This is a genomic window from Cyanothece sp. BG0011 (assembly GCF_003013815.1).
In the GTDB taxonomy this organism is placed as follows: Bacteria; Cyanobacteriota; Cyanobacteriia; order Cyanobacteriales; family Microcystaceae; genus Crocosphaera.
Genome location: NZ_PRLH01000137.1, coordinates 1 through 22238, shown reverse-complemented (window position 1 = coordinate 22238; position 22238 = coordinate 1). Strand labels below are relative to the sequence as shown.

Sequence of the window (22238 nt, the reverse complement as noted above, 5' to 3'; positions counted from 1 at the left end):
TATCTAGTCGTAGTTATTAGTATATCATATTAACTGAATTCCTAGAAAAGTCACGTCATAGGTCACTTCTATTTTTTGAGGATAATATTGATGATTCCAATAATTTATTAATTCTTTCATCTGTGGAATGGATAGTTTTTCTTGCTTTAAGTTACATCCTGCACCAATAATTTTAAGACTTTTAAAAAAATCAGCAGCATTATTATAATTTATGCTTACTTGTTCTTCATAGATATAAATTTTATGAGGTGGAATTGATAATTTTTGCATTAATTCTTCGATATTGGGTAATTGATTTCTCGTAAAAGGTACATTTAATTGATCACACATTTTTTGCCACTCAGGAAAACTCTTATCATTAGGGAAAGCAACTAATAAAACTCCTTGCGGTTGTAAGGTATTGATTAAACGGTTTAAACTATTAACAATATCTTGAAACCACTGTATAGTAAAACTACTAATAATTGCAGCATAACTATTAGCATCTGTTTTGATAGTTTCTCCATCCATTTGTCGAAACTGAATTAACGCTTTTTGTTGTTCTGAAATATGTAGATTTTTTTCACAATATTTCAGCATTTCATCGGAGATATCAATAATATCTTTGAAGTGGTTAGGAAACTGCTTGATAAGTTCCTGCGTCACAAACCCTGTCCCACAACCAATTTCTAAAATTGACCCTTTAGGAATAGAATTAGTATAATTTTGTGCTATTTGTAATAATTTTTCTGCACAGTGTTTTTGAACTTGTGAATGAGATAAATAGTTATTAACCCCTTTACTAAAATTGTTTGCTATTTTTTCTTTTTGGTAAGACTGAGTTATTTGACTAAGTACCATAATTGTCTATTTCTCCTAATGCTTGGTTAACCATGGGTAAGCAAGATTTGATATTAGTAAAAGGTAGGCTGTGTCCAATATTTTCGATTTCATAATATTGACTATTATCACCCAAGTTTTTGTAAAATTCTTGTGCATAAGATTGGTTAAAAATACGATCTTTTGAACTTTGAATTATATAAATTTTAGGTACTTTTTTAAGAATATTTATATCGACAATAGATGTATTTAATAACTCTAAATCTTCCCCCAATTTTTCCCAGTCTCCACTATCATAATTTGTGTTAACTGAAGAAAAAGGAGAGTAACATTTTTTGTAAAAAGATTCTAAAACACTTTTAGGATTCTTATTGAACTCGTTTATCATTAACTGTAAGGCATTTTTTGATCGTTTTCTTTGTTTTTCTCCTTTAGGATGAAACTGAGCAAAACTGTTAAATAAGATTAGTAAATTAGCTTTTTTTAGGGTTTCTAAAGGACATAAATGTAAGCCAAATGAATGAGCAAAAATAATCTTTATTTTCTCAGTATTATCAAAACTGGGTGTATAACTTTTACCAAAATATCCCCTATCATAAGTTTTAAATTTAAAATTAGTTGATAAAATTTCTTGCCATTCTTTCCAGCAGTTTCTATCAAAAGCCCAACCATGATAAGCAATAATTTCTCTTTTAAAATTCATGATACTGTTTCAGTAAATTAATAAGATAATCTATGTGTTCGGGTTGATGTTGACTGGATAAAACTAAACGAATTCTGGCCGTATTTTTCGGAACCGTTGGGGGTCTAATTGCAGTAGCTAGAATACCATTATTTTCTAAAAAATTTGATAATTTTAAGGTTTTTTCCTCATTTCCAATGATAACAGGAATAATAGGAGAACTTGAGTTAAGAACTTGATAGCCTAAATTTATAAGGTTATTTTGTAAATAAGATACCTGTTGCAATAAGTAGTCTCTTTCTTTGTCTAAGTTAGGAATCATATCAAACGCAGCATCAATCGAACCAATAACAGCCGGCGGTAAAGCAGTAGTATAAATGAACCCTGGGCAACAATTAATCAGATAATCACGCATTCCTTTAGACGTGGTAATAAAGGCCCCAAAACTTCCCATTGCTTTGCCAAAGGTTCCTAAACTAATATCAATTCCTGACTGATACGCTGTCAGTCCCATGCCTTTGTTCCCCATGATACCTAAAGCGTGGGCATCATCGAGGTAAAGAAGTGTGTTGTATTGTTGAGAAAGTTGAATCAAACGGTCTACATCACTTCTGTCTCCTTCCATGCTAAAAACCGTCTCAGTGACAATTAAAATGCGATTGTAGCCCTGTAAAATAGCTTTTTTAAGTAATGTCTCCAAATGACTTAAATCATTGTGTTTATAGCGTTTCCATTGGGCTTGACTTAAGAAAATCCCTTGTAAGATACTATTATGAACCAAGCGATCGCATAACACCAGGGATTTTTGATTAACTAAAGTAGGGATAATGGTCGTGTTCGCTTGAAATCCTGTGTTAAATAATAAAGCTGCTTCTTTACCGCAGAGTTTTGCTATTTTTTCCTCTAATTTTTCATGAATATCATAGGTTCCACTGACTAAACGGGAAGCCGTTGACCCCGTTCCATATCGGTTAAGATAATCTTGAGAGGCTGTAATCATCTGGGGATGTTTGGAAAGTCCTAAATAATCATTAGAACTAAAATTAATTAAACGTTTGCCATTTTTGATAACGGTAACGGCATCTTTTGGATAAATAGCATTTAATTGTCTTAAATTATTATTAGTTTTTCTTTCTTGTAATTCTTTTTTGATAAATTCTAATTTATTGCTTTGATTAATGTCAGAATTCATAAAATTTTCCAAAGATTTTAAAAAGGATTAATTTCTATAAACTTTGCGACGATGACCAATTTTTACGACTAGGACGGTTAATACTTCGTCTTCTATTAAACAGATAATGCGGTAGTCGTCAACACGGTAACGCCACAAGCCTTTCATGTCTCCCTTTAAGCCTTTACCAAATCTTCGAGGATCTTCATCAGTGGCAAGGCGTATCCTGAGATAATTTGTGATTCGATTTTGAATAGTAGGGTTAAGTTTCCTTAGTTGCTTCAAAGCTTCATCCTTAAATAGGACCTTCCAAGTCAAGTTTTGCCTCCACCTCTTCAAGAGTCCACTGTCTGCTAGAACTTGCTAAAACCTTTTTAGCATCCCTGATGTCTTCGATATCTTCTATGAGATCCTCTATCCCCCTAGAGATGGCTTCCTGCACAAGATCGTCTTTCTCTCGCCCAGTTTCTTTGGCAAGAAAGGTAAGATTTTGTTCAATGTCTTGGGGTAAATTCAAGGGTTGCATTTCCATCACGTTTTTTCTACACTATATGACATATAATAATGTATTGGATTTTACCTCAATCTGTTTAACCAACACTCATATTAAACGAACAAAACAAATAAGGTAAGCATTGCCTACCTTAGATTAATTGATAAGTTTATTCTTCTTTGACTTTCGGTTTATAAGTGGATTTCACTTGTAACTCTTTTAACTGTTTACTATCAACGGAAGCGGGGGCTTCTGTCAGTAAACAACTGGCTTGTTGAGTCTTAGGAAAAGCGATAACATCGCGGATAGAGTCTTCTTTTGCTAATAACATAACTAAGCGATCTAACCCGTAAGCAATACCTCCGTGGGGTGGGGTTCCATACTCAAAGGCTTCTAATAAAAAGCCAAATTTATTATAAGCTTCTTCTAACGATAAGCCAATGGTTTCAAATACCTTTTCTTGGATTTCTTTTTGATAAATCCTCAGACTTCCACCTCCGATTTCTACCCCATTATAAACCAAATCATAAGCTTGCGCCCTGGCCGTTGCTAAATCGTTTAAATCGGCTAAATTAGGGGCAGTAAAGGGATGGTGTAACGCTTCTAAACGCTTCTCATCTGCATTCCATTCAAACATCGGAAATTCTGTGATCCAAAGTAAGTTAATCTTGTCAGGATCAATTAAATTCATGCGTTGACCGATCACTAATCTTAAGCGAGATAAGGACTTATTAACTGTGTCTGTATCTCCAGCACCAAATAACAATAAATAGCCAGGTTTTGCGCCAGTTCTTGCTAATAACTCGGCTTTTTGTTCTTTGGTTAAATTATCTTTGATCGCCCCGATGGTGTCTAATTTATTATTCTCTTTAACCCGAATATAAGCAATGCCTTTTGCCCCTGCCTCTGTCGCTTCTTTAAATAAGTCACCCCCGGGTTTGATCTGCACATTAGAGATAACATCATTCCCCCCAGGAATGGGTAAAACTTTCACTTTACCCCCATTTTTAACGGCACCTGAGAAGACTTTAAACCCACTATCTTTCACAATATCCGAAACATCAACTAAGGTTAGATCAAAGCGAGTGTCTGGGCGATCATTGCCGTATTTTTCCATCGCATCTTGATAAGTTAGCCGAGGAAAAGGACGAGGTAAATCGATATTTTTAACCGCTTTAAAAATTGAGCAAACTAATCCTTCATTGAGTTCTAGTATTTCCTCTTCAGACATGAAACTCATTTCCATATCCAATTGAGTGAATTCTGGCTGTCTATCGGCCCGTAAGTCTTCGTCACGAAAACATCTAGCAATTTGGTAGTAACGATCGCACCCTGAAACCATCAATAATTGTTTAAATAATTGAGGAGACTGAGGCAGTGCATACCATTGTCCAGGGTTAACTCTAGAGGGTACTAAATAATCCCTTGCCCCTTCAGGAGTCGAACGAGTTAGTATCGGGGTTTCTATTTCCATAAACTGCTGTTCGTCTTCGAGATAACGACGAATAGCCTTTACCACAGCATGGCGTAATTGTAAATTTTTGGCCATGCGATCGCGTCTTAAATCTAAATAGCGATATTTGAGACGAGTTTCTTCTTTAACTGACTCAGCTTCTAAACTCGAAACCACAAAAGGCAGTTGTTTATTCACCCCATTTAATAACTCAATGGACTCGGCATAAATTTCTATTTCCCCGGTGGGGATTTTGGGGTTTAAAGACTCAGGGGGACGCTGACTAACTTGTCCAATGATTTTGACCACATATTCGTTACGGAGGGTCTCAGCGATGGGGTAGGATGTAGGGGTACGCTGAGGATCGCTGACAATTTGCACGATTCCTGTGCGATCGCGTAGGTCAATAAAAATCACCCCACCGTGATCCCGACGGCGATCAACCCATCCAAATAGGGTGACAGTCTTATCAATATCGGTTGCGCTGACGTGGTTACAATAATGGGTTCGCATCTGAAATTTATCTAAGTTGTTATTGTACTGGATCGTGCATTATAGCTCGTTACCTCTGGATAATTGACAAGTGATAGTTAATTTTCTTTAAAATAGCTTCATAGTCAGCTTTTTTATCTCTCATCGATTATCCGTCTTTTAAGGTACACAAAATTGAGACCTACCCACCATTATCTCTTATTGTTGTACTTTTGAACGGTGTTATGTTTAACGGTATGTTTTTTTTAAGATTAAGTTTATATTTTCCCTAAATCCCTGGAAAGATGCTATAAATTTTTTTAAAAAAAGAAGAAGCCTATCTCAACTAAAGATACTATTTAATATTTTTTTTACAGATTTTCCCTTAATCATTGCCCTAGAATCAATATATTAACTTTAGATTTTATACATTCCTCTGGGATATAATGAAACATAGTATTCAACAGTTCAATCCCGATAAACTCTATGAAATTGTGGTGAGTGCCTGTTTTTCCATCAAAGCAAAATCAGCAAGAGAAGCCCAACAAAAACTTGAAGCCTTATTAGGAGAAATAGACGCAGATCACTGGGAAATTGAAAAAGTTAATGAGGTAGAACATTAGTCATGATTTCTTTAGTTGAAGCAGAACAAAAAGCCATTGAATTTATTGTAGAAGAATGGGAATTATCTGACCAAGAAAAAGAGTTATTTACGGTAGAAAATTCTCACAGAGTCGATGATAGATGGTGGTATATTGTCGAAGTTTCAGTTAATAATTTACCTGATAAATGGGTAATGCAAGTTTACGATGACGGAGAATGTGACCCCTGTTATACCTTTGTGTCTCCTTTCTCTGAAGCTGAAATAGCAGCGAATCTAGACAAAATTCCTGAGAAACTAGCTTTCGCTGTTCAAAAAGAAAGAAAAGGGCATATTTAAGTCTATTTACTCATCATTACTCTTTTTGGAAAGCTATCTACTTTGTCTCTTGCTCAGTATTTATACTGATACGGTTATCATCCCTGCTGACTCTCATGGCATAAAGTTAAAATGAAGTTAAGTAAATTTACAAAAGTTAATATAAGAGGAAATACCCATGATGAGTCTAGCAACCATCCTAATCTTTCTCTGGGGACTGGTGGCAATTGCTGAGAGGTTAACCAAAGAGTTTCCCTCAACCTAGAATATACTGAGTTCATTTCAGAAGAGAAATAGTATAGTAAAGATAGATAGAGCCAACTTCTCTATTTATCATGGAGATAAACAGTTATGATGTTGCCCGGTTTATGTTCTGCCCGCAGTAAAACCCTATTTTGGACTGGTGTTACTTTAGCCATCGTGGCCATTTTGTAAGACACTGTAGTAGAATCTTATTTTAGTTTTTTCCGTCTATTGTGTTATCCTGTAGGTTATTTCTTGCGATCAGGGGTCTTTGGCCATCGCAGCACAAGCAGTATAACGTGGTGGAGGATCAAATTAAAGATGAATATTTTGGGCATTTCTGCCTATTACCATGACAGTGCGGCTGCTGTCGTTCAATCAGGAAACATTATAGCGGCCGCACAAGAAGAAAGATTTACGCGCAAGAAACATGATGCTAGGTTTCCGAAAAATGCCATTAGTTATGCCTTAACCGAAGCTAATCTTTCTCTACAAAAGTTAGATTATATTGTTTTTTATGAAAAGCCTTTAATTACCTTTGAAAGACTTCTAGAAACCTATATTACCTATGCACCAAAAGGGTTTCGTTCTTTCGTCACAGCCATGACAGCATGGCTACAAGAAAAGTTATATTTAAAGACAGTTTTAAAGAAAGAATTAGCGAAATTAGCTAACTGTAAAACCGCCCAACTTCCCCCGTTATTATTTACAGAACATCATCAATCTCATGCTGCTTCTGCCTTCTTTCCTAGTCCCTTTGAAACCGCAGCTATCTTATGTTTAGATGCTGTCGGAGAATGGGCTACAACTTCCTTATGGTTAGGGGAAGGTAATAGTATGATTCCCCAGTGGGAAATTAACTTTCCTCACTCCTTGGGTTTATTATACTCTGCCTTTACTTATTATACAGGATTTAAGGTCAATTCTGGGGAATATAAATTAATGGGGTTAGCCCCTTATGGTGAACCGAAATATACTAACTTAATATTAGAGAATTTAATTGATATTAAAGAGGATGGGACCTTTCGCCTCAATATGGATTATTTTAATTATGCGACCGGTTTAACTATGACGAATAGTAAGTTTGCAAAACTATTTGGTCAACCTCCTCGTCAACCCGAAAGCGAAATTACCCAACGGGAGATGAATATTGCTGCTTCTATTCAAAAAGTAACCGAAGAAATCGTCTTAAAATTAGCTAATACTGCTTACCAAGAATTAGGAACCGATAACTTATGTTTAGCCGGAGGTGTGGCTTTAAATTGTGTTTCTAACGGGCGACTTTTAAGAGAAGGAAAATTTAAAGATATTTGGATTCAACCAGCAGCAGGAGACGCTGGAGGGGCGATAGGGGCAGCGTTAGCCATTTGGTATCAATATTTAGAAAAGCCTCGTTATACCAATGATTCTGATGCAATGCAAGGGGCTTATTTAGGGCCTGAATTTAGTAATGAAGAAGCCCAACAATATCTTGAGGATGTGAGGGCTAATTATGTTTATTTAGAAGACAGTGAACTGTTTAGCAAAGTAGCAGAAATATTGGCTAAAGGTAATGTTGTCGGTTGGTTTCAAGGAAGGATGGAATTTGGACCGAGGGCGTTAGGAAATCGCTCAATTATTGGAGACCCTCGGAATGAGAAAATGCAGTCAGTGATGAACTTAAAAATTAAATATCGAGAGTCATTTCGTCCCTTTGCACCCTCTGTTTTAGGCGAAAAAGTTAACCAATATTTCGAGTTAGATAAACCCAGTCCCTATATGTTAATAGTGGCTGAAGTCAAAAAAGACTTACATATCCCCATGACAGCAGAACAAAAACAATTATTTGGTATCGAAAAATTGAAGATTCCTCGCTCAAAAATTCCTGCTATTACCCATGTTGACTATTCAGCAAGAGTACAAACTGTTCACCCCGAAACGAACCCCCGTTACTATCAATTAATTAAACAATTTGAAGCCTTGACAGGGTGTGGGGTTTTAGTCAATACTTCCTTTAATGTTAGAGGAGAACCGATTGTTTGTACCCCAGAAGATGCCTATCGTTGTTTTATGCGGACTGAGATGGATTATTTAGTGATTAATAATTATTTATTGGCTAAGTCTAAACAACCTCAATGGCAAAAAGATGAGGCTTGGAAAGATGAATTTGAACTAGATTAATAAACTAGAGAGGAAAAAGATGTTTCATGAAATACCGAAATTAGATAAAAAAGGATTAAGGGAATTTGGCTTAATAACAGGGGGAATGATTGCCTTATTATTTGGCTTACTATTACCATTATTATGGGGTCATTCTTTACCTTTAATTCCTTGGATTATTGCTGCTGTTTTAGGCAGTTTAGGGCTATTAATTCCCCAATCTCTTGCTCCTATTTATCAAGGATGGATGAGAGTTGCCCAGGTGCTTGCATGGGTCAATAGTCGTGTTATTTTAGGGCTTATTTTCTTTATTATTGTGACACCAATGGGCTTATTTATGAAGCTAATTAAGCGAGATCCATTGACAAGAAAATTTGAATTTAGATCAGAAACCTATCGAGTATCTAGTCAAATTAAAAATAAACTTAGTATGGAGAAACCTTATTAATGGAAGGATTTATTGAACTTATAAAAGATTTATGGGGCTTTTTAAACGAACGTAAAAAGTATTGGTTAGCCCCATTAATTATTACTTTAGTGTTATTAGGTGCCTTAATTATTTTTACTCAAGGATCTGCGATCGCTCCTTTTATTTATACTTTGTTTTAGAGATAACTGAAGACTATTTGTCTTGATTGTTAATCAAATAGATAATGAAAACAGACACTATTTTTTATCGGCTGTTTCAATCATTTCCTAGTTTCTTCTTTGAACTTATTAATCATAACCCAGAAGACGCTAGTAACTATGACTTTTCATCGGTAGAAGTGAAACAGTTAGCTTTTCGTATTGATGGAGTTTTTTTACCCAAAAAAAAAGTGATCCCATCTATTTTTTAGAAGTTCAATTTCAAAAAGATAGTAACTTTTATGCTCGTTTTTTTAGTGAAATATTTTTGTATTTAAGTAAAACTCCTTTGCAATCTGATTGGAAGGGAGTTATTATTTATCCCAATCGTCAAGTGGAATCATCTAATATTCAACGTTATCAAGAATTACTCACTTCTCAACGAATACAACGTATTTATATTAATGAATTAGCAGCGTCTGACACAAACTCCCTAGGCATTGCTATAATTGAATTAATAGTATCCAAAGAAACCGAAGCCGTTGCAGTTGCTCAACCAATCATCCAAAAAGTTCGCCAAGACATTAATGATAAACAGCAACAAAAAGAGCTTTTGGAACTATTAGAAACTATTCTAATTTATAAATTACCCAAAATTAATCGTCAGGAACTAGAAGCTATGTTTAGTTTAAGTGATTTAAAACAAACCAAAGTCTATCAAGAAGCGTTAGAAGAAGGGAGACAAAAAGGGAGACAAGAAGGCAGACAAGAAGGCAGACAAGAAGGCAGACAAGAAGGACAACTATCGAGTAAATTAGAGTCTATCCCCAGAATGATAAAATTAGGTCTGAGTGTAGAAATTATAGCAGCTTCTTTAGATTTACCTTTAGAAACAGTGCAAGCAGAAGTTAATAAAAATCAAAACTAAAGCTTCAACAAGTTTCTTTGACTTCAAACCCTTTATATAACTGAAGTTCTACGGTTTCTAGGGTGACATCAGTCACTTTAGCACTCCTCGGCCCCTGGTGACACCATTGCACCATTTGTTCAATTAAGGGTTCTGTCCCTTCAAAAATCGCTTCTACACGCCCATCACGGCGGTTTCTGACCCATCCCTTAATGCCTAGTTTTTGAGCCTCCTGTACCGTAGAATAGCGGTATCCTACCCCTTGAACTGTGCCACTAATAAAAACATGAACGCAAATAAGATTAGAATCAGTCATTGTTTAGATATCGATCAGGCCATTCATCACTGATTTTAAGCGACGATGACGATCAGAATAGCTTCTCATTACCCCTAAAGCAAACATGGGGGTTTGTTGTACAACAAATAAAAAACGATCGCGATCTAAAACCGCCAGTTTACAGTCAGTTTTAGCAATAGCAGTAGACGCTCTTGAATAGTCTTCATGAACTAACGCTCCTTGTCCAAAAATATCCCCTTCTTCGATTATTTCTACCAGTTGATCATCAACATACATTTCCACTTCCCCTTTAATGATGCCATACATCACCGTTCCTTTTTCTTTATCCCTAAAAATAATCTCTCCTTTGGAAACCGTGATTTCCGGTTGACTTTTGAAAATTTTGATCGTTTCAATGGGTTGTATCATGGGTTTAATGCCTATAATTATAGTAGGATGGGTGATTTTCTAAATATTCCCTAAAGCGTCCATTACTTTTTTTAAACGACGATGACGATCAGAGTAACTTCTGAGAACTTCTAGGGCAAACATGGGCGTTTGTTGTACCGCAAATAAGAAATGTTCTTTGTCTAAAATAGCTAGTTTACATTCAGTTTTAGCAATAGCAGTAGAAGCCCTTAAATAATCCTCATGAACTAAGGCCCCTTGTCCAAAAACATCACCTTTTTTAATCACTTCAATAACTTTATCATTAATATACATTTCTACTTCCCCTTCAATGATGCCATACATCACAGTTCCTTGTTCTCCATTTCTGAAAATAACCTCTCCGGGGGCAAAAGTTTGTTCGGGTTGAGATTCAAATAATTTAACGGTTTCTATCGGTTTTAACATTGATTTAATTTCTAGAAAAATAACAATTGAAACAATATAGCAGTTCTCATACTCATGAGGTACACAGGGGATCGCTTTAAGGCAATAGGCAAGGGTTCTCCCCCTCACAAAAGGGGGAGTTAGAGGGGGTGGCAATAGTCAGGAGTTAAAAATGTACCTCATCAGAGTGAGAAATGTTATAGAAAAGATTAATTATTATTTTAAACAGATTTAGGTACTGGGTAAGGACTGTAAATAATCATCTAAGTAGGAGCGATCGCTAATAAAATGAATCAACGGTCCAGTCAGGGTTAATTCTACCAAACTCAGTGCAGCCACTGGCATTAAAAAGCGATCGCGGTAATATTTAATATCAATACCCAGTAAACTACATAACATAATACGGATAGTCGCTTTATGAGAGACAATTAAGATGTTACCCGTGTCGTAAGTCTGCTCAATTTCTTCGAGAACGTGGGAACTGCGACGGGCAATATCGATCCCTCTTTCTCCCTCTGGGGGTGCATTCCAAGCCGGGTCTGTCAACCATTTTACATAACGATCATGATAGTGGCGATCGATGTCTTTAGGGTGCATTCCTTCCCATTTACCATAACCGATCTCTTGTAGTCCTTCCCGTAGTTGCATAGAAAGCCCTACCTTTTCACATAGAGGTCTTGCGGTTTGTCTGGTGCGATATAACGGACTAACATAAATAGCTTTCCAGGGTAAATGGGCATAAGCCTGGGCGAAGGCCTGGGCCATTTGATGACCTTCGGGGGTCAATCCCGGATCATTTTCTAATTTACCGCAATATCCCCCTGTTTTGCTGTAGGCGGTTTGGGCATGGCGCAGGAAGTAAAGCATTAAAGCCATTTTTAATTAATACAGTTTAATAGTTGACCGATATTGCATATCTTTTTCTTAATTCTGTTCTCAGATGAGAGCGATCGCCCATGACATGAACTAAAGGGCCATGGTCAGCCATTTCGACGATACTGAGGGCGGCCACTGCCATTCCAATGCGATCGCGATAACGGCCCACATCGATTCCCAACAGAGAACATAACATAATCCGGGTCGTTGCTTTATGGGAGACGACTAAAATATTACCGGTGTCATACTTATGTTCAATTTCTTCGAGGACTTCTGAACTCCGACGGGCGATGTCGATCCCTTTTTCTCCGCCGTTGGGACTATTCCAACCCGGATCGGCTAACCAGCGCACATAGTCATCATGAAACTCTCGGTTCACTTCTTCGGGGGTTTTCCCTTCCCAGTCTCCATAATAGATTTCTTTGAGGCCGTGACGGAGTTCCATGGGTAGGTTGAGGCGATCGCATAAGGGTTTAGCTGTGGCGATCGCTCGTTTTAACGGACTCGAATAAACCGCTTTCCATTGAACCGTCTTATAGGTTTGGGCAAAATCTTCTGCCATTTGTAGGCCAGAGGGGGTCAATTCAATATCTAATCTGCCACAGTAGGTTCCTGTTTGAGAGGAGGTGGTTTCTCCGTGTCTCAGAAAATACAGTTTAAGACTCATGAGGTTCAGTTTAGGTTAAAAATATAGAATTCAAAATGCAAAAAGAAGTTAATTCTCAATTCTACATTCTAAATTCTACATTCTACATTCATGAGGTCTTATCCTTACTCCATGCCCCTGATAATTGATCGGTTAGAAGAACGGGGAATTATTTTTTGAGGTTGTTCTTTTTCAAGTTCTACAATTTTTTGTTCTAACTGATTAACTTCTCTTTCTAATTGATTGATGCGACTTTGTAAAATTGATAGATTTCTTTGACTCCGTTGATCATTTTGTCGTTGTCCTGCTGTCATTTGGGCTTCTAAGGAATCTTGTTGCCGTTGTAGCAGGTCTAATTCACGGATAACACTTTGTTCTAACTGTTCGAGTTTTGATTCTCCTTGAAACCATTGGGGTAGGCCGTCTCCGAATAATGCCACCCCTCCTATCCCCACACAAATTCCGCCTAAACCCACTCCAATGGCGGTTATGATCCGATTACGCCACTTGAGGTTAGTGGACAGCCTAGCCAATAAATTGAGCGCGTCTTCGCAGTCGGGTTTAATGACGAGACATTGCCGAATTCTCAGACGAATGTTGTTTTCATCTTCTCGTCGGTGATAGGCTTCCCATCGACCCATATGTGCCGAGGCTAAACTGACTAACATATCTAAGTTAGAAGGATTAAAAGCGACGGCTTCTTGCAGTTCTGCGATCGCATCGTCCCAATGTTTTAAACGCATATAACCCTGGGCCCGAACATAGTGATCGTGGGATTGTTTTTGGGCTGCTTGAATTTCTTCGGGTTCTATCCCTAATTCGGCCGCGATACTTTCTAATTCTTCAGTGGTTGGAATTCGCTGACTGGACTGACTCCATTCTGTCACTCGTTGAATATAGTTATTAATGACGTTATTGGAGACACTACTGGTCATTTGTGTCATTTTTCCCCATCCCCTTCCTATTTTTTGTTTTTTTTATCTATTAGACAAAAAGACACTTTTGATCGATCAAAATTGTAACAATTATTCTTGGGCCATGGTGCGAATAATGTCCCCTTGAGTCAGAATGCCGATCACTTTGGTATTATTTTCGTCAACTACTGGTAAACGACGAATTTTCTTTTCGTGCATCAGATGGGCCGCTTCTTTTAAGGGTTGTGTTTCTTTGACACTAATGGGTTTATCGCTCATAACTTCCCCCACGGTTTGCCCTAGGGCTTTATGAACTTCTTTTTCGTAACGGGCAGGATTTTGTAGATAAATAACGCTATCTAAAATCATAATGTAGGGGGGCGGTTCGACTCCTGTTTCTTGCCACATTAAGTCGGTTTCAGAAATAATTCCTACGAGTTTCCCTTGTTCATTCACCACGGGTAATCCACTAATTTTTTTTTCTGCTATAATTTTCACCGCTTCGGATAGGGGGGTTTGGGGAGTAACGGTGATGGGGTTTTGCGTCATGACTTGGGCCACAGTTTTGGTCATATTTCACCTGGTGAACTATTTTATTATTTATTAATTACTATTTTAAGATAGAACGGCATCTCTTGACAGGGTTAGTATTAATTATTAATTATTAATTATTAATGGTTTGTTCTAGCCAAGTTTCAACTTGTTCTTTGCTGGGTTGGGCGGCGATCGCTCCTGGTTTTGTGGTGGTTAATGCCCCCACAGCATTACTATAGAGTATGGCTTTTTTTGCTATTACGGGATCACTTAATATTTTTTCTTGATACTGACAACATTGAGATAAAAAACCAGCAACAAAACTATCTCCTGCTCCTGTTGTATCTACTACTTTAACGGAAAACCCTTCTACTGTCCCTCTATTTTTACCTATATAATAATCACAGCCTTTTTCCCCTAATGTCACTAAGACACCTTTAACTTTAGGGAATTTTTGAGCAATTTTTTGGGGATTTTCTGTACTAAATAACCAGTCGGCTTCTTCTTGGGAACATTTAATAAAGTCCACTTCTTTTAAACCTTGCAAAATTAAGGGCTTTGCTTTTGCTAAATCTAACCAAAATACGGGCCTCCAATTGATATCAACAAAAATATTTAATTGATGTTTTTTAGCTAGTTCAATCGCTTTAAAAATTGCTTTTTTACTTTTAGGATAAGCTAATTCTAACGTTCCAATAACTAAATAGTTTGCATGAGTCAATAATGATTCTTCTAACTGTTCAGCGTTTAACTGGGTATCAGCAAATTCTTCAGTATTTATATTCCCAAAACCAGCAAATTGACGTTCTCCTGTTAGGGAACGAGTCACATAAACTTGTCGAGTTTTGGCTGTAGGATGTCGTTGTATTCCTGTTATATTGACCCCTATTTTTTTTAAGAGATCAATTAACTCATCCCCTGGTTTATCGTCTCCAATACAGCCAATAAAAGCAGCAGAAATCCCTAACTTAATTAAACCACAAGCGACGTTAGCAGGCGCGCCCCCTGGGTAGGCTGTCCATGATGTCACTTCATTTAATTCTTTCCCTAATTGATCAGCAAGACAGTCAAATAGGATTTCACCTATACAAATTACTTGAGGATAGCACATCATATATTATTTTTCTGTAGATAAAGATATAGGAATATTAACCATAATTAAAGTAATTAGTGATAATCAATAATTTCAACTTCTTTAACACCTTGTTGTGACCAAATAAAGCAAATTATATCTTGATCATTTATGCGGATACTATACTGTCCTTGACGATCGCCTTTTAAAGCTTCTAATTGATTTCTAGGAGGAGAACGTAAGTCATTTTACTACAATTAGGTTTCATATTTCATCTTTGATAAGCAAAAACGTCCACTTTAATTGATTTTATCGGTTTCGTTTCTCCTTGAACTATTAAACGAACCTTTTCTGCTGTCTCACCACTAAAAGTAATTTCTCCACAACGACTACAAACTTGTGCAGGAATATTCTCTACTAAAATTAGTTTTCCTTCAATTTCAAAGGTTTCATTAACTAATTGAGATGTAAAATTTTCTGAACCACAGCTATAACAGTTAAACATTTTTTCATCTCCGTTGTGAATAATTAATCCATTCTTTTTCATTCGGTTCATAGAGAGTAATAATGGTTGTTCTGGGAGCATCTAACCGAGATGTCTGCAGATGTAAGGGTCTATTTACTTCAGTAAATCCCAACAAAAGACAACTAGGAGTATATTTATCATCAGGATAATCTTCAATCATAATAACATTATTTCCTGTCTCTATAATTTCTTGTCTAGATATATTTCGTTCAACAACACGCTTTAAAGCATGGCGTGTCAAATCAAATTTTCCAGACATTAGTTGTTGACGAATAGTCTCTAATGATTTCATGTGTTTAAAAAAGTCCCCTATTTTGTTTCTAGAGGACTATCTTTATTATCGGTGACAATGATAAAACTCATCTAAATTTATTTTTTCTTACTATTTTTAGCAAGTTTGCGTTTAAAGGATATACCAAACCTAATAGCACCTCCTGCACCTAAAATGACTAAAGCACTGGTTGAAGAGGGTTCAGGTACAGATTGACTCGTATTCGTAAAGACATAAGCGGAACCACTATCAAGTCCATTGTCATCATCGAGACGACTACCCACTAAAGCAGTATCCCCCGATAATGACACAGAATATCCAACTTAAATGTCGGTAAGGGGTCTCCCCTTATACGAATGTTAGGGGGAGGGGAATTACCGACCAAAAAATAAACCGACCATAGGGAGTCCTTTTAAACAGGAGATTGTTGTTTTTCAACATATTGTTTAAGTTGTTCAATCGTTACACCACCGCAAGTAGCAATAAAATAAGAACCAGTCCAGAACACAGGTTTTTGTCCATAAAATTGAGTTAAATGATCTGAAAAATCTTTTCTGATTAAACGAGAAGAAACAGTTTTTAAATTAGCAATAAATTTACTAAGTTGAACTTTAGGATTAAACTCAACAAGTAGATGAACATGGTCTGTTTCACCATTAAATTCTACTAATCGACAATCCCATTTACTGCAAGTATCTGTGAAAATTCGTTGCAGACGAGATAGGATGTCAGGGGTAATGACTTTTCTCCGATATTTAGTCACTAAGACAATATGTACGGCAAGTAAGTAAACTGACCTATTTTCTTTACTATAACTATTGTTCATTAACAACGATAAGTGCTACAATAATAGTATTATGATACTGACATTTGAGTACCGAATCAAGCCTAATCAAAAGCAAGCAGAGTGTATAAACCAGTGGTTAGAACTTTTACGTCGTCACTGGAACTATGCGCTAGGTCAGCGTTTGGACTGGTTAAGACGGACTCGATGTGCTATTGATAGATGCAGTTTAATTAGTGAAACCATAGGAGAAATACCAGAAAAAGTTAATTATTACACTCAACAATCAGATTTAAAACAGACAAAAACTCTCTTTCCTGACTACAAAAATATCTACTGCGAAGTTCAACAGATGAATCTTCAAAGATTAGAAAAAGCCTGGAAAAGATGGTTAGTTCCAGATAAAAAAGGTAAAAGAGGAGGGCGACCTAGATTTAAAAAAGCTGGTCAATTAAGGTCTTTTAGTTTTTCGAGAGTTAATCATCCCAAAGCTGTTATCAAGTTTCAAAATAATTGTCTTTGGACAAAAAAATGGGGAGCTATACCAGTTGTAATCCATCGTCCGATTCCTGAAAGTTTTATTCTTAAAACAGCTACAATCGTTAAAAAAGCAGATGGATACTATGTCTGTATTACAGCAGAAGATGAGACGATTCCGAATGTTATTCCCATAGATAATATCAAATCAGCAGTTGGAATTGATGTAGGATTAAAAGAGTTTTTGACTACCAGTCAAGGAAAAACAGTTGCTGTTAAAAAGATTTATCGCAATCGACAAAAGCATTTAGCTCGTCAACAACGTAAATTAGCCAGAAAAAATAAAGGGTCAAAAAACTATGAGAAACAACAAAAAAGAATAGCTTTAACTCATCAAAAAATTGCTAGATATCGAAAAGACTGGCACTACAAAACAGCACATTGGTTGGTCAATAATTATGATTTTATTGCTTGTGAAGACTTAAACATCAAAGGGTTAGCTAAAACTAAATTGGCTAAGAGTATTTTAGATGTCGCTTGGGGAAATTTCTTAACAAAATTAGAAGCAGTGGCGGTAAAACGCGGCGTTTGGTTTGTCAAAGTTAGTCCTCATGGAACGACAGTAAATTGCTCAAGCTGTGGTCATAAAGTTCCGAAAACACTATCAGTTAGATTACATGAATGTCCGAAATGTAATTTGACAATGGATAGGGATGAAAACGCCGCAGTTAATATTATAAAAAAGGCATTGCAAATACATGGGGTGGGTCTCATCCCGTCTGCCTGTGGAGGCTTAGTCAGTGGACAGCCTGTGAAGCAGGAAACTTCTGGAACTGAGTATATGCAGTTATCTCTGTTTTAGAAGCCCCCGTTATACCGCCCAAGCGGTTAACGGAGGGAGAACGTCACAGCTATCAAATTCTGCACCATCAGGGGCGGTTAACTTTTGTAGTAAATTCCCTGTAGTGACATCAAATAGGTAAGCTGAACCACTATTAGTTCCACTATCATCATCAGACCTACTACCAACTAAAGCAGTATTATCTGATAGTGACACAGACCATCCAAATTGATCAAATTCTGCACTATCAGGGGCAGTTAACTTATGTAGAAAATCGCCTGTAGTGACATCAAATAAATAAGCTGAACCACTATCACTTCCATTATCATTATCAGAAAAGCTACCCACTAAAGCAGTATGGCCAGACAACGATACAGCAGAGCCAAATTGATCACTTGCTGCACCATCAGGGGCGGTTAATTTTTGTAGAAAATTTCCCGTAGTGACATCAAATAGATAAGCTGAACCACTATTACCTCCATTATCATCATCAAGACGGCTACCCACTAAAGCAGTATTACCTGATAGTGACACAGAATATCCGAAGTTATCACCCTCTGCACCATCAGGGGCAGTTAACTTTTGTAGAAAATTCCCCGTGATGACATCAAACAGATAAGCTGAACCACTATTACTTCCATTATCATCATCGAAATAACTACCCACTAAAGCAGTATTACCTGATAGTGACACAGACCATCCAAATTGATCACTTGCTGCGCCATCAGGGGCGGTTAACTTGTATAGCAAATTTCCTGTAGTAACATCAAACAGATAAGCTGAACCACTAGCACTTCCATTATCATCATCACCCAAACTACCCATTAAAGCAATATTACCTGATAGTGACACAGAATATCCAAATTGATCACCACCTGCACCATCAGGAGCGGTTAACTTTTGTAGTAAAGTTCCTGTGATAACATCAAACAGATAAGCTGAACCACTATTCTGTCCATTATCATCATCACCCGGACTACCCACTAAAGCAGTATTGCCTGATAATGACACAGATCCTCCAAATAGATCACTTGCTGCACCATCAGGGGCGAGTAACTTCTGATCAAAGTCAAACGCAGATGCGGAGTGAGGAAAGACCAAACCTAAACCAAAGGATAAACCGAGTACAGAAGTAGCCAGGAAATTAAAAGATAAGCTTTGCTTTTCCCTCCGAAAATTGATAAGTTTTGCTAAACCAAGCATAAAATAACTGCTCACAGAAAGATTAAGTTTACAAACCTTATACATCAGGAGATTGAATAAAGATATCAACCTTCAAGTTTTCTTTATTCAATTTTTTGCGAATTTGTAGGGGTCAACACTTCGACTTCGCTCAGCGTTGACCCCTACAAGTTAATTTATTATAATTCAGGCTCAATACCAGCAGCCCTTAATTGCGCAGCTAAACGTTCAGCTTTTTGTCTTTCAACTTCAGCTTTTTGCCTTTCAACTTCAGCTTTTTGACGTTCTTGAAAGGCTAATTCTGAACCCCAGAGTAACAAGTCTCCTGCTTCATTCCACCAGCGCAACCAATAGCCTTTACGTTGTTCTCTTGTACCTTCCCAAAGCCCTAAATAAAGCTCTAATTGAGGAATCCAATAACGTCCAGTTTCATCACTAGATTGTATTTCATATCCCCCAGATTCATCAAGTTGATAATGTTCAATTAACCCACTATAAGGTTCAAAAATAATATAGTGAGGAACCTTGTGAATTTTCTCGTAAAAAAACCATTTTCCAGGGGGATAAGTGGGTTTAATGGAATATTCGTGACCATTGGTATCTGAGAGAAATTCCATGACAATAATGGGGGGTTCCCCTTGAAGTTGGGGGGTGTAGCTGCGATCAATTTCCCCTTGAGACACACGAATATGAGGTATATAAGCCCAGTCAGGGGCTTTTACGACAATTTTGCCATTTACCGTGGCGCAGATGCCGTAATTGGTGGTTGTGACCGCAGTATCAGGAAGTTTACCAGCAATTTCTAAACTATCAGTTAAGGCTGCAGCGATCGCAGGTTGATGAATATTGTCTACGGGGTCATCAGGTAAGATAAAATCGTCGGGTAATTTTTCCCATTTAATGTCATCGGATGCACTGGTAACGGAAGTCATGTTACTTAAACAATTTGTTTAGTTGTTTTATACTACACCAAAAGTTTATCAGTTTGATAATGTATATTTTTTAAATCTCTTTTTCTTTTTCTTGATCTTCTTGTAATTCTCTTAAATGTTCTGCTTCTTCTAGGGTTGCTTCAGGATCTTCTTCTCGAGATTTTTGAATATAATTAATTTTCATCTCTTCTAATAGTTCAGCCAGTAAAGATTGTAAGTGAGATTGTGTTTTAGGATCTTGTAATTCTCGACTTAATGACTGTTTAAATTGAGTCGAAAGATGATTAAATAATTCCCTTCCTTCGAGATCAGCATAGGAATTCATTAAAATTTCTAAGGTAGACTCCGCTAAATAGTCGGCTAGTTGTTGAATGACACCACTAGGAAGGGATTGAATGCCTGGAATGGTTGCAATACCTTGATAGACATTAGAGTCTTTAAACGATTCTTGTAAACTGTGTCTTAATAAGGCTTCTAATTCGGGTTTAACTTCAGGTAAAACCCGTTCTATGGTTAATTCTAACAGGCGATCGCTAATGGCATCGACTTTATTAACTGAACCCAATTTAACATAAGATTCTGAATTCAATAGGGCTTTTGCTGCTTCTCCACTCACCACAGAATCTTGAGTTTGATTGATTAATCTCACTAACAAAAAGTTAGAAATTCTATCAGCTAAATAGGCAGCGGGTTCGTGGGTTAATTGGGCTAAGACTCGCTCAAAATCCACTAATTTAGATTGATGTATCCTCACCGTAACGGGAATAATTCTCAACCAACGCCATGTAGGCAACAAGAATAACCAATCGTACCAACGACGCAATAATCTATCAATAAAACTAACATCATGATCCTGGATAGATCGCCAGATCGCTTTCCTCATAATTTCCAGGAAAAAGAATAAAATAAAGACGCTATCAATGAGCCAAAATTTATCAACATATAATCCATTTTCATCAATAGGTCGAAAATAATTACTCGCTAATAAGGGACGAAGTTTACTATCAAAAAAGTCTAAGGCTTCTGCTGTTCCTACGGATTGAAAATAGTCTTTACTCCATAATTGATAAAAGCCACTTTTGGCCGATAAACTCTTAAACTCATGGCGAACCAGTCTTTTAATTTTCGCTAACGTTCCTAACTTATTAGAAATTAAAAAAGGATTTTCATCCAACAAGGTTAAACTTTGTTGTTGTAAATTATCCAGTAAGGTTTCTGTTACTTGACTATCTAACCCATTTTGTTTAATTTTTTGTTCTAATTGATCGACAGTTTGTAAGTAATAAGTTGTTTCTGGATGGGGTTCAATGGCTTTAACAGGATCATAAAGGGTAACAAGAGTAGGAATTCGCTTTAAATATACATCCCGTAAAGGAATGTAACTCATATTAAATAGCACTAAAATAAAATTAATAACAGCAATCACCGCTACCAATTTATTCCAAAAATTTGCAATATCAAACTTGCTAATCCAACTTTCTTTAATCGGTGTAGTAGTCATTGTTCAATTTACTAATTATCAACGGTTCATCATTAACTTATTTCAGGTTTCCTGAACGTAAAATACTAATAGCTAACCATAATCCTAGCAGACTGGCGGCTGTAAATAAAATGTTACTTAACCAAAATAATTGCGAACTTTGTGCGCTACTAGAAATATTAGACGCACCCATAATTAAAGACCCAACAATAATACTAAAAGCGATGCGATTTGCTGAATTATCTAAACTGCTACGGATGGGATCAATATTTCTTAAGTTAACATTCCATTTCAGGGTTTCAGAGGTAACCCGATCTAATAATAATTCCATTTGACGGGGCGATCGCAAGGATAAACTTTTTAAGTCTAAAGCGGTTCTTAAAAAGGTTTCGATGGGGTTATCTCCTAATAGTTGACGGCGGAATAAATCCGTCATTAAGGGCTTAATTTGATTGAGAAAATTAACCTCTGGATCAAAGGCTCTAGCTACCCCTTCTAAATTGGCTAAGGTTTTAGCATATAATCCCATGTTACTAGGTAGACGAATGCGATTATTTCTAGCAACTTGTAGGACTTCATAAAACACTTCACTAAAGTTCAGTTGCGAAATACTCAAGTTATAATATTTTCGCAACATACTATCATAATCGTTTTCTAAACGAGCTAAACTCATGGGTTGTCCAGCTTCGGCTAATTCTAATGTTAATTGAGCGCAACGTTGGGCATCA

General features: G+C 36.7%; 27 protein-coding genes and 3 pseudogenes. 7 read left to right on the top strand and 23 right to left on the bottom strand.

Annotation, left to right across the window (positions count from 1 at the left end):
• Positions 1 to 24: 24 nt before the first annotated feature.
• From C4E06_RS16350 to aspS, 6 genes are all read right to left on the bottom strand, one after another.
• Positions 25 to 840, bottom strand: a complete 816-nt coding sequence (locus C4E06_RS16350) for a methyltransferase domain-containing protein (RefSeq protein WP_107669021.1) — start codon at positions 838 to 840, stop codon at positions 25 to 27.
• Positions 830 to 1522, bottom strand: coding sequence for an alpha/beta hydrolase (locus C4E06_RS16345; protein WP_107669020.1), 693 nt, complete (start codon positions 1520 to 1522; stop codon positions 830 to 832). Before C4E06_RS16345 ends, C4E06_RS16350 begins: the two co-directional genes overlap by 11 nt.
• A complete protein-coding gene (gene bioF, locus C4E06_RS16340) occupies positions 1512 to 2693 on the bottom strand; it encodes an 8-amino-7-oxononanoate synthase (RefSeq protein WP_107669019.1) in 1182 nt (393 codons plus the stop codon). The genes C4E06_RS16345 and bioF overlap by 11 nt, the downstream gene beginning before the upstream one ends.
• Positions 2694 to 2720: 27 nt before the next feature.
• On the bottom strand, positions 2721 to 2990 hold the full coding sequence (locus C4E06_RS16335; protein WP_107669018.1) for a type II toxin-antitoxin system RelE/ParE family toxin: 270 nt from the start codon (positions 2988 to 2990) through the stop codon (positions 2721 to 2723).
• Entirely contained in the window at positions 2968 to 3204 is a 237-nt protein-coding gene (locus tag C4E06_RS16330; RefSeq protein ID WP_198648750.1) for a hypothetical protein, read from the bottom strand. The genes C4E06_RS16335 and C4E06_RS16330 overlap by 23 nt, the downstream gene beginning before the upstream one ends.
• 130 nt (positions 3205 to 3334) lie before the next feature.
• The gene (aspS, locus tag C4E06_RS16325) at positions 3335 to 5131 is read right to left on the bottom strand and encodes an aspartate--tRNA ligase (protein ID WP_107669017.1); all 1797 of its coding nucleotides are present in this window, start codon (positions 5129 to 5131) and stop codon (positions 3335 to 3337) included.
• 404 nt (positions 5132 to 5535) lie between these two features.
• Between aspS and C4E06_RS28080 the strand changes: the two genes are divergently transcribed.
• The 6 genes and pseudogenes from C4E06_RS28080 (at position 5536) to C4E06_RS16305 (ending at position 9885) form a co-directional block, all read left to right on the top strand.
• The gene (locus C4E06_RS28080) at positions 5536 to 5712 is read left to right on the top strand and encodes a hypothetical protein (RefSeq protein ID WP_198648749.1); all 177 of its coding nucleotides are present in this window, start codon (positions 5536 to 5538) and stop codon (positions 5710 to 5712) included.
• A gap of 2 nt (positions 5713 to 5714) precedes the next feature.
• Positions 5715 to 6029, top strand: coding sequence for a hypothetical protein (locus C4E06_RS16320; protein ID WP_107669016.1), 315 nt, complete (start codon positions 5715 to 5717; stop codon positions 6027 to 6029).
• Between the two features lie 543 nt (positions 6030 to 6572).
• The gene (locus C4E06_RS16315; protein WP_107669015.1) at positions 6573 to 8411 is read left to right on the top strand and encodes a carbamoyltransferase; all 1839 of its coding nucleotides are present in this window, start codon (positions 6573 to 6575) and stop codon (positions 8409 to 8411) included.
• 19 nt (positions 8412 to 8430) lie between these two features.
• Positions 8431 to 8838 (top strand): SxtJ family membrane protein, encoded by a 408-nt coding sequence (locus tag C4E06_RS16310; protein ID WP_107669014.1) that lies wholly within the window; start codon positions 8431 to 8433, stop codon positions 8836 to 8838.
• Positions 8838 to 8999 carry a DUF5989 family protein gene (locus C4E06_RS28075; protein ID WP_198648748.1) on the top strand — a complete coding sequence of 54 codons (162 nt, stop codon included), beginning with the start codon at positions 8838 to 8840 and terminating at the stop codon, positions 8997 to 8999. The genes C4E06_RS16310 and C4E06_RS28075 overlap by 1 nt, the downstream gene beginning before the upstream one ends.
• Positions 9000 to 9043: 44 nt before the next feature.
• Positions 9044 to 9885, top strand: a pseudogene (locus tag C4E06_RS16305) (Rpn family recombination-promoting nuclease/putative transposase).
• A 4-nt stretch (positions 9886 to 9889) separates the two neighbouring features.
• Here the strand turns inward: C4E06_RS16305 and C4E06_RS16300 are convergent.
• The 13 genes and pseudogenes from C4E06_RS16300 to tnpA form a co-directional block, all read right to left on the bottom strand.
• Positions 9890 to 10180, bottom strand: a complete 291-nt coding sequence (locus C4E06_RS16300; RefSeq protein WP_107669013.1) for an acylphosphatase — start codon at positions 10178 to 10180, stop codon at positions 9890 to 9892.
• 3 nt (positions 10181 to 10183) lie between these two features.
• The gene (locus tag C4E06_RS16295; protein ID WP_107669012.1) at positions 10184 to 10570 is read right to left on the bottom strand and encodes a cyclic nucleotide-binding domain-containing protein; all 387 of its coding nucleotides are present in this window, start codon (positions 10568 to 10570) and stop codon (positions 10184 to 10186) included.
• Positions 10571 to 10609: 39 nt separating this feature from the next.
• Entirely contained in the window at positions 10610 to 10996 is a 387-nt protein-coding gene (locus C4E06_RS16290; RefSeq protein WP_107669011.1) for a cyclic nucleotide-binding domain-containing protein, read from the bottom strand.
• Between the two features lie 210 nt (positions 10997 to 11206).
• The gene (locus C4E06_RS16285) at positions 11207 to 11851 is read right to left on the bottom strand and encodes a histidine phosphatase family protein (protein WP_107669010.1); all 645 of its coding nucleotides are present in this window, start codon (positions 11849 to 11851) and stop codon (positions 11207 to 11209) included.
• Positions 11852 to 11867: 16 nt separating this feature from the next.
• Positions 11868 to 12518, bottom strand: coding sequence for a histidine phosphatase family protein (locus C4E06_RS16280; protein WP_107669009.1), 651 nt, complete (start codon positions 12516 to 12518; stop codon positions 11868 to 11870).
• A gap of 104 nt (positions 12519 to 12622) precedes the next feature.
• On the bottom strand, positions 12623 to 13441 hold the full coding sequence (locus C4E06_RS16275; RefSeq protein ID WP_107669008.1) for a hypothetical protein: 819 nt from the start codon (positions 13439 to 13441) through the stop codon (positions 12623 to 12625).
• A gap of 81 nt (positions 13442 to 13522) precedes the next feature.
• Positions 13523 to 13984, bottom strand: a complete 462-nt coding sequence (locus C4E06_RS16270) for a CBS domain-containing protein (RefSeq protein ID WP_107669007.1) — start codon at positions 13982 to 13984, stop codon at positions 13523 to 13525.
• A gap of 91 nt (positions 13985 to 14075) precedes the next feature.
• The gene (locus tag C4E06_RS16265; protein WP_107669006.1) at positions 14076 to 15056 is read right to left on the bottom strand and encodes a carbohydrate kinase; all 981 of its coding nucleotides are present in this window, start codon (positions 15054 to 15056) and stop codon (positions 14076 to 14078) included.
• A gap of 56 nt (positions 15057 to 15112) precedes the next feature.
• Positions 15113 to 15265, bottom strand: a pseudogene (locus tag C4E06_RS28825) (type II toxin-antitoxin system RelE/ParE family toxin); the annotation flags it as partial.
• A gap of 23 nt (positions 15266 to 15288) precedes the next feature.
• Positions 15289 to 15522, bottom strand: a complete 234-nt coding sequence (locus C4E06_RS16255; RefSeq protein WP_107669005.1) for a YgiT-type zinc finger protein — start codon at positions 15520 to 15522, stop codon at positions 15289 to 15291.
• A gap of 4 nt (positions 15523 to 15526) precedes the next feature.
• A complete protein-coding gene (locus C4E06_RS16250; RefSeq protein WP_107669004.1) occupies positions 15527 to 15835 on the bottom strand; it encodes a DUF4258 domain-containing protein in 309 nt (102 codons plus the stop codon).
• Positions 15836 to 15912: 77 nt separating this feature from the next.
• Positions 15913 to 16125 (bottom strand): hypothetical protein, encoded by a 213-nt coding sequence (locus C4E06_RS16245; RefSeq protein ID WP_107669003.1) that lies wholly within the window; start codon positions 16123 to 16125, stop codon positions 15913 to 15915.
• A gap of 101 nt (positions 16126 to 16226) precedes the next feature.
• The gene (gene tnpA / locus C4E06_RS16240; RefSeq protein WP_107666573.1) at positions 16227 to 16640 is read right to left on the bottom strand and encodes an IS200/IS605 family transposase; all 414 of its coding nucleotides are present in this window, start codon (positions 16638 to 16640) and stop codon (positions 16227 to 16229) included.
• A 31-nt stretch (positions 16641 to 16671) separates the two neighbouring features.
• On the opposite strand from tnpA, the gene C4E06_RS16235 reads away from it, so the two are divergent.
• Positions 16672 to 17937, top strand: a complete 1266-nt coding sequence (locus tag C4E06_RS16235) for an RNA-guided endonuclease TnpB family protein (protein WP_107666572.1) — start codon at positions 16672 to 16674, stop codon at positions 17935 to 17937.
• Positions 17938 to 17946: 9 nt separating this feature from the next.
• Here the strand turns inward: C4E06_RS16235 and C4E06_RS16230 are convergent, their stop codons facing one another.
• The 4 genes and pseudogenes from C4E06_RS16230 to C4E06_RS16215 all read right to left on the bottom strand — a co-directional run.
• Positions 17947 to 19119 carry an FG-GAP repeat protein gene (locus C4E06_RS16230; RefSeq protein ID WP_198648747.1) on the bottom strand — a complete coding sequence of 391 codons (1173 nt, stop codon included), beginning with the start codon at positions 19117 to 19119 and terminating at the stop codon, positions 17947 to 17949.
• A 158-nt stretch (positions 19120 to 19277) separates the two neighbouring features.
• Positions 19278 to 20030 (bottom strand): Uma2 family endonuclease, encoded by a 753-nt coding sequence (locus C4E06_RS16225; protein WP_107669001.1) that lies wholly within the window; start codon positions 20028 to 20030, stop codon positions 19278 to 19280.
• Between the two features lie 70 nt (positions 20031 to 20100).
• Positions 20101 to 21531 (bottom strand): hypothetical protein, encoded by a 1431-nt coding sequence (locus tag C4E06_RS16220; RefSeq protein WP_107669000.1) that lies wholly within the window; start codon positions 21529 to 21531, stop codon positions 20101 to 20103.
• A gap of 37 nt (positions 21532 to 21568) precedes the next feature.
• Positions 21569 to 22238, bottom strand: a pseudogene (locus tag C4E06_RS16215) (AarF/ABC1/UbiB kinase family protein); the annotation flags it as partial.

Coding starts and splice junctions, on each gene's coding strand:
- bioF (WP_107669019.1), bottom strand. CDS start 2,693: ATGAATTCTGACATTAATCAAAGCAATAAATTAGAATTTATCAAAAAA.
- C4E06_RS16300 (WP_107669013.1), bottom strand. CDS start 10,180: ATGACTGATTCTAATCTTATTTGCGTTCATGTTTTTATTAGTGGCACA.
- C4E06_RS16230 (WP_198648747.1), bottom strand. CDS start 19,119: ATGCTTGGTTTAGCAAAACTTATCAATTTTCGGAGGGAAAAGCAAAGC.
- C4E06_RS16310 (WP_107669014.1), top strand. CDS start 8,431: ATGTTTCATGAAATACCGAAATTAGATAAAAAAGGATTAAGGGAATTT.
- C4E06_RS16330 (WP_198648750.1), bottom strand. CDS start 3,204: ATGGAAATGCAACCCTTGAATTTACCCCAAGACATTGAACAAAATCTT.
- C4E06_RS16280 (WP_107669009.1), bottom strand. CDS start 12,518: ATGAGTCTTAAACTGTATTTTCTGAGACACGGAGAAACCACCTCCTCT.
- C4E06_RS16320 (WP_107669016.1), top strand. CDS start 5,715: ATGATTTCTTTAGTTGAAGCAGAACAAAAAGCCATTGAATTTATTGTA.
- C4E06_RS28075 (WP_198648748.1), top strand. CDS start 8,838: ATGGAAGGATTTATTGAACTTATAAAAGATTTATGGGGCTTTTTAAAC.
- C4E06_RS16350 (WP_107669021.1), bottom strand. CDS start 840: ATGGTACTTAGTCAAATAACTCAGTCTTACCAAAAAGAAAAAATAGCA.
- C4E06_RS16270 (WP_107669007.1), bottom strand. CDS start 13,984: ATGACCAAAACTGTGGCCCAAGTCATGACGCAAAACCCCATCACCGTT.
- aspS (WP_107669017.1), bottom strand. CDS start 5,131: ATGCGAACCCATTATTGTAACCACGTCAGCGCAACCGATATTGATAAG.
- C4E06_RS16225 (WP_107669001.1), bottom strand. CDS start 20,030: ATGACTTCCGTTACCAGTGCATCCGATGACATTAAATGGGAAAAATTA.
- C4E06_RS16265 (WP_107669006.1), bottom strand. CDS start 15,056: ATGTGCTATCCTCAAGTAATTTGTATAGGTGAAATCCTATTTGACTGT.
- C4E06_RS16290 (WP_107669011.1), bottom strand. CDS start 10,996: ATGTTAAAACCGATAGAAACCGTTAAATTATTTGAATCTCAACCCGAA.
- C4E06_RS16220 (WP_107669000.1), bottom strand. CDS start 21,531: ATGACTACTACACCGATTAAAGAAAGTTGGATTAGCAAGTTTGATATT.
- C4E06_RS16255 (WP_107669005.1), bottom strand. CDS start 15,522: ATGTTTAACTGTTATAGCTGTGGTTCAGAAAATTTTACATCTCAATTA.
- C4E06_RS16345 (WP_107669020.1), bottom strand. CDS start 1,522: ATGAATTTTAAAAGAGAAATTATTGCTTATCATGGTTGGGCTTTTGAT.
- tnpA (WP_107666573.1), bottom strand. CDS start 16,640: ATGAACAATAGTTATAGTAAAGAAAATAGGTCAGTTTACTTACTTGCC.
- C4E06_RS16285 (WP_107669010.1), bottom strand. CDS start 11,851: ATGGCTTTAATGCTTTACTTCCTGCGCCATGCCCAAACCGCCTACAGC.
- C4E06_RS16275 (WP_107669008.1), bottom strand. CDS start 13,441: ATGACACAAATGACCAGTAGTGTCTCCAATAACGTCATTAATAACTAT.
- C4E06_RS16315 (WP_107669015.1), top strand. CDS start 6,573: ATGAATATTTTGGGCATTTCTGCCTATTACCATGACAGTGCGGCTGCT.
- C4E06_RS16250 (WP_107669004.1), bottom strand. CDS start 15,835: ATGAAATCATTAGAGACTATTCGTCAACAACTAATGTCTGGAAAATTT.
- C4E06_RS16235 (WP_107666572.1), top strand. CDS start 16,672: ATGATACTGACATTTGAGTACCGAATCAAGCCTAATCAAAAGCAAGCA.
- C4E06_RS16295 (WP_107669012.1), bottom strand. CDS start 10,570: ATGATACAACCCATTGAAACGATCAAAATTTTCAAAAGTCAACCGGAA.
- C4E06_RS28080 (WP_198648749.1), top strand. CDS start 5,536: ATGAAACATAGTATTCAACAGTTCAATCCCGATAAACTCTATGAAATT.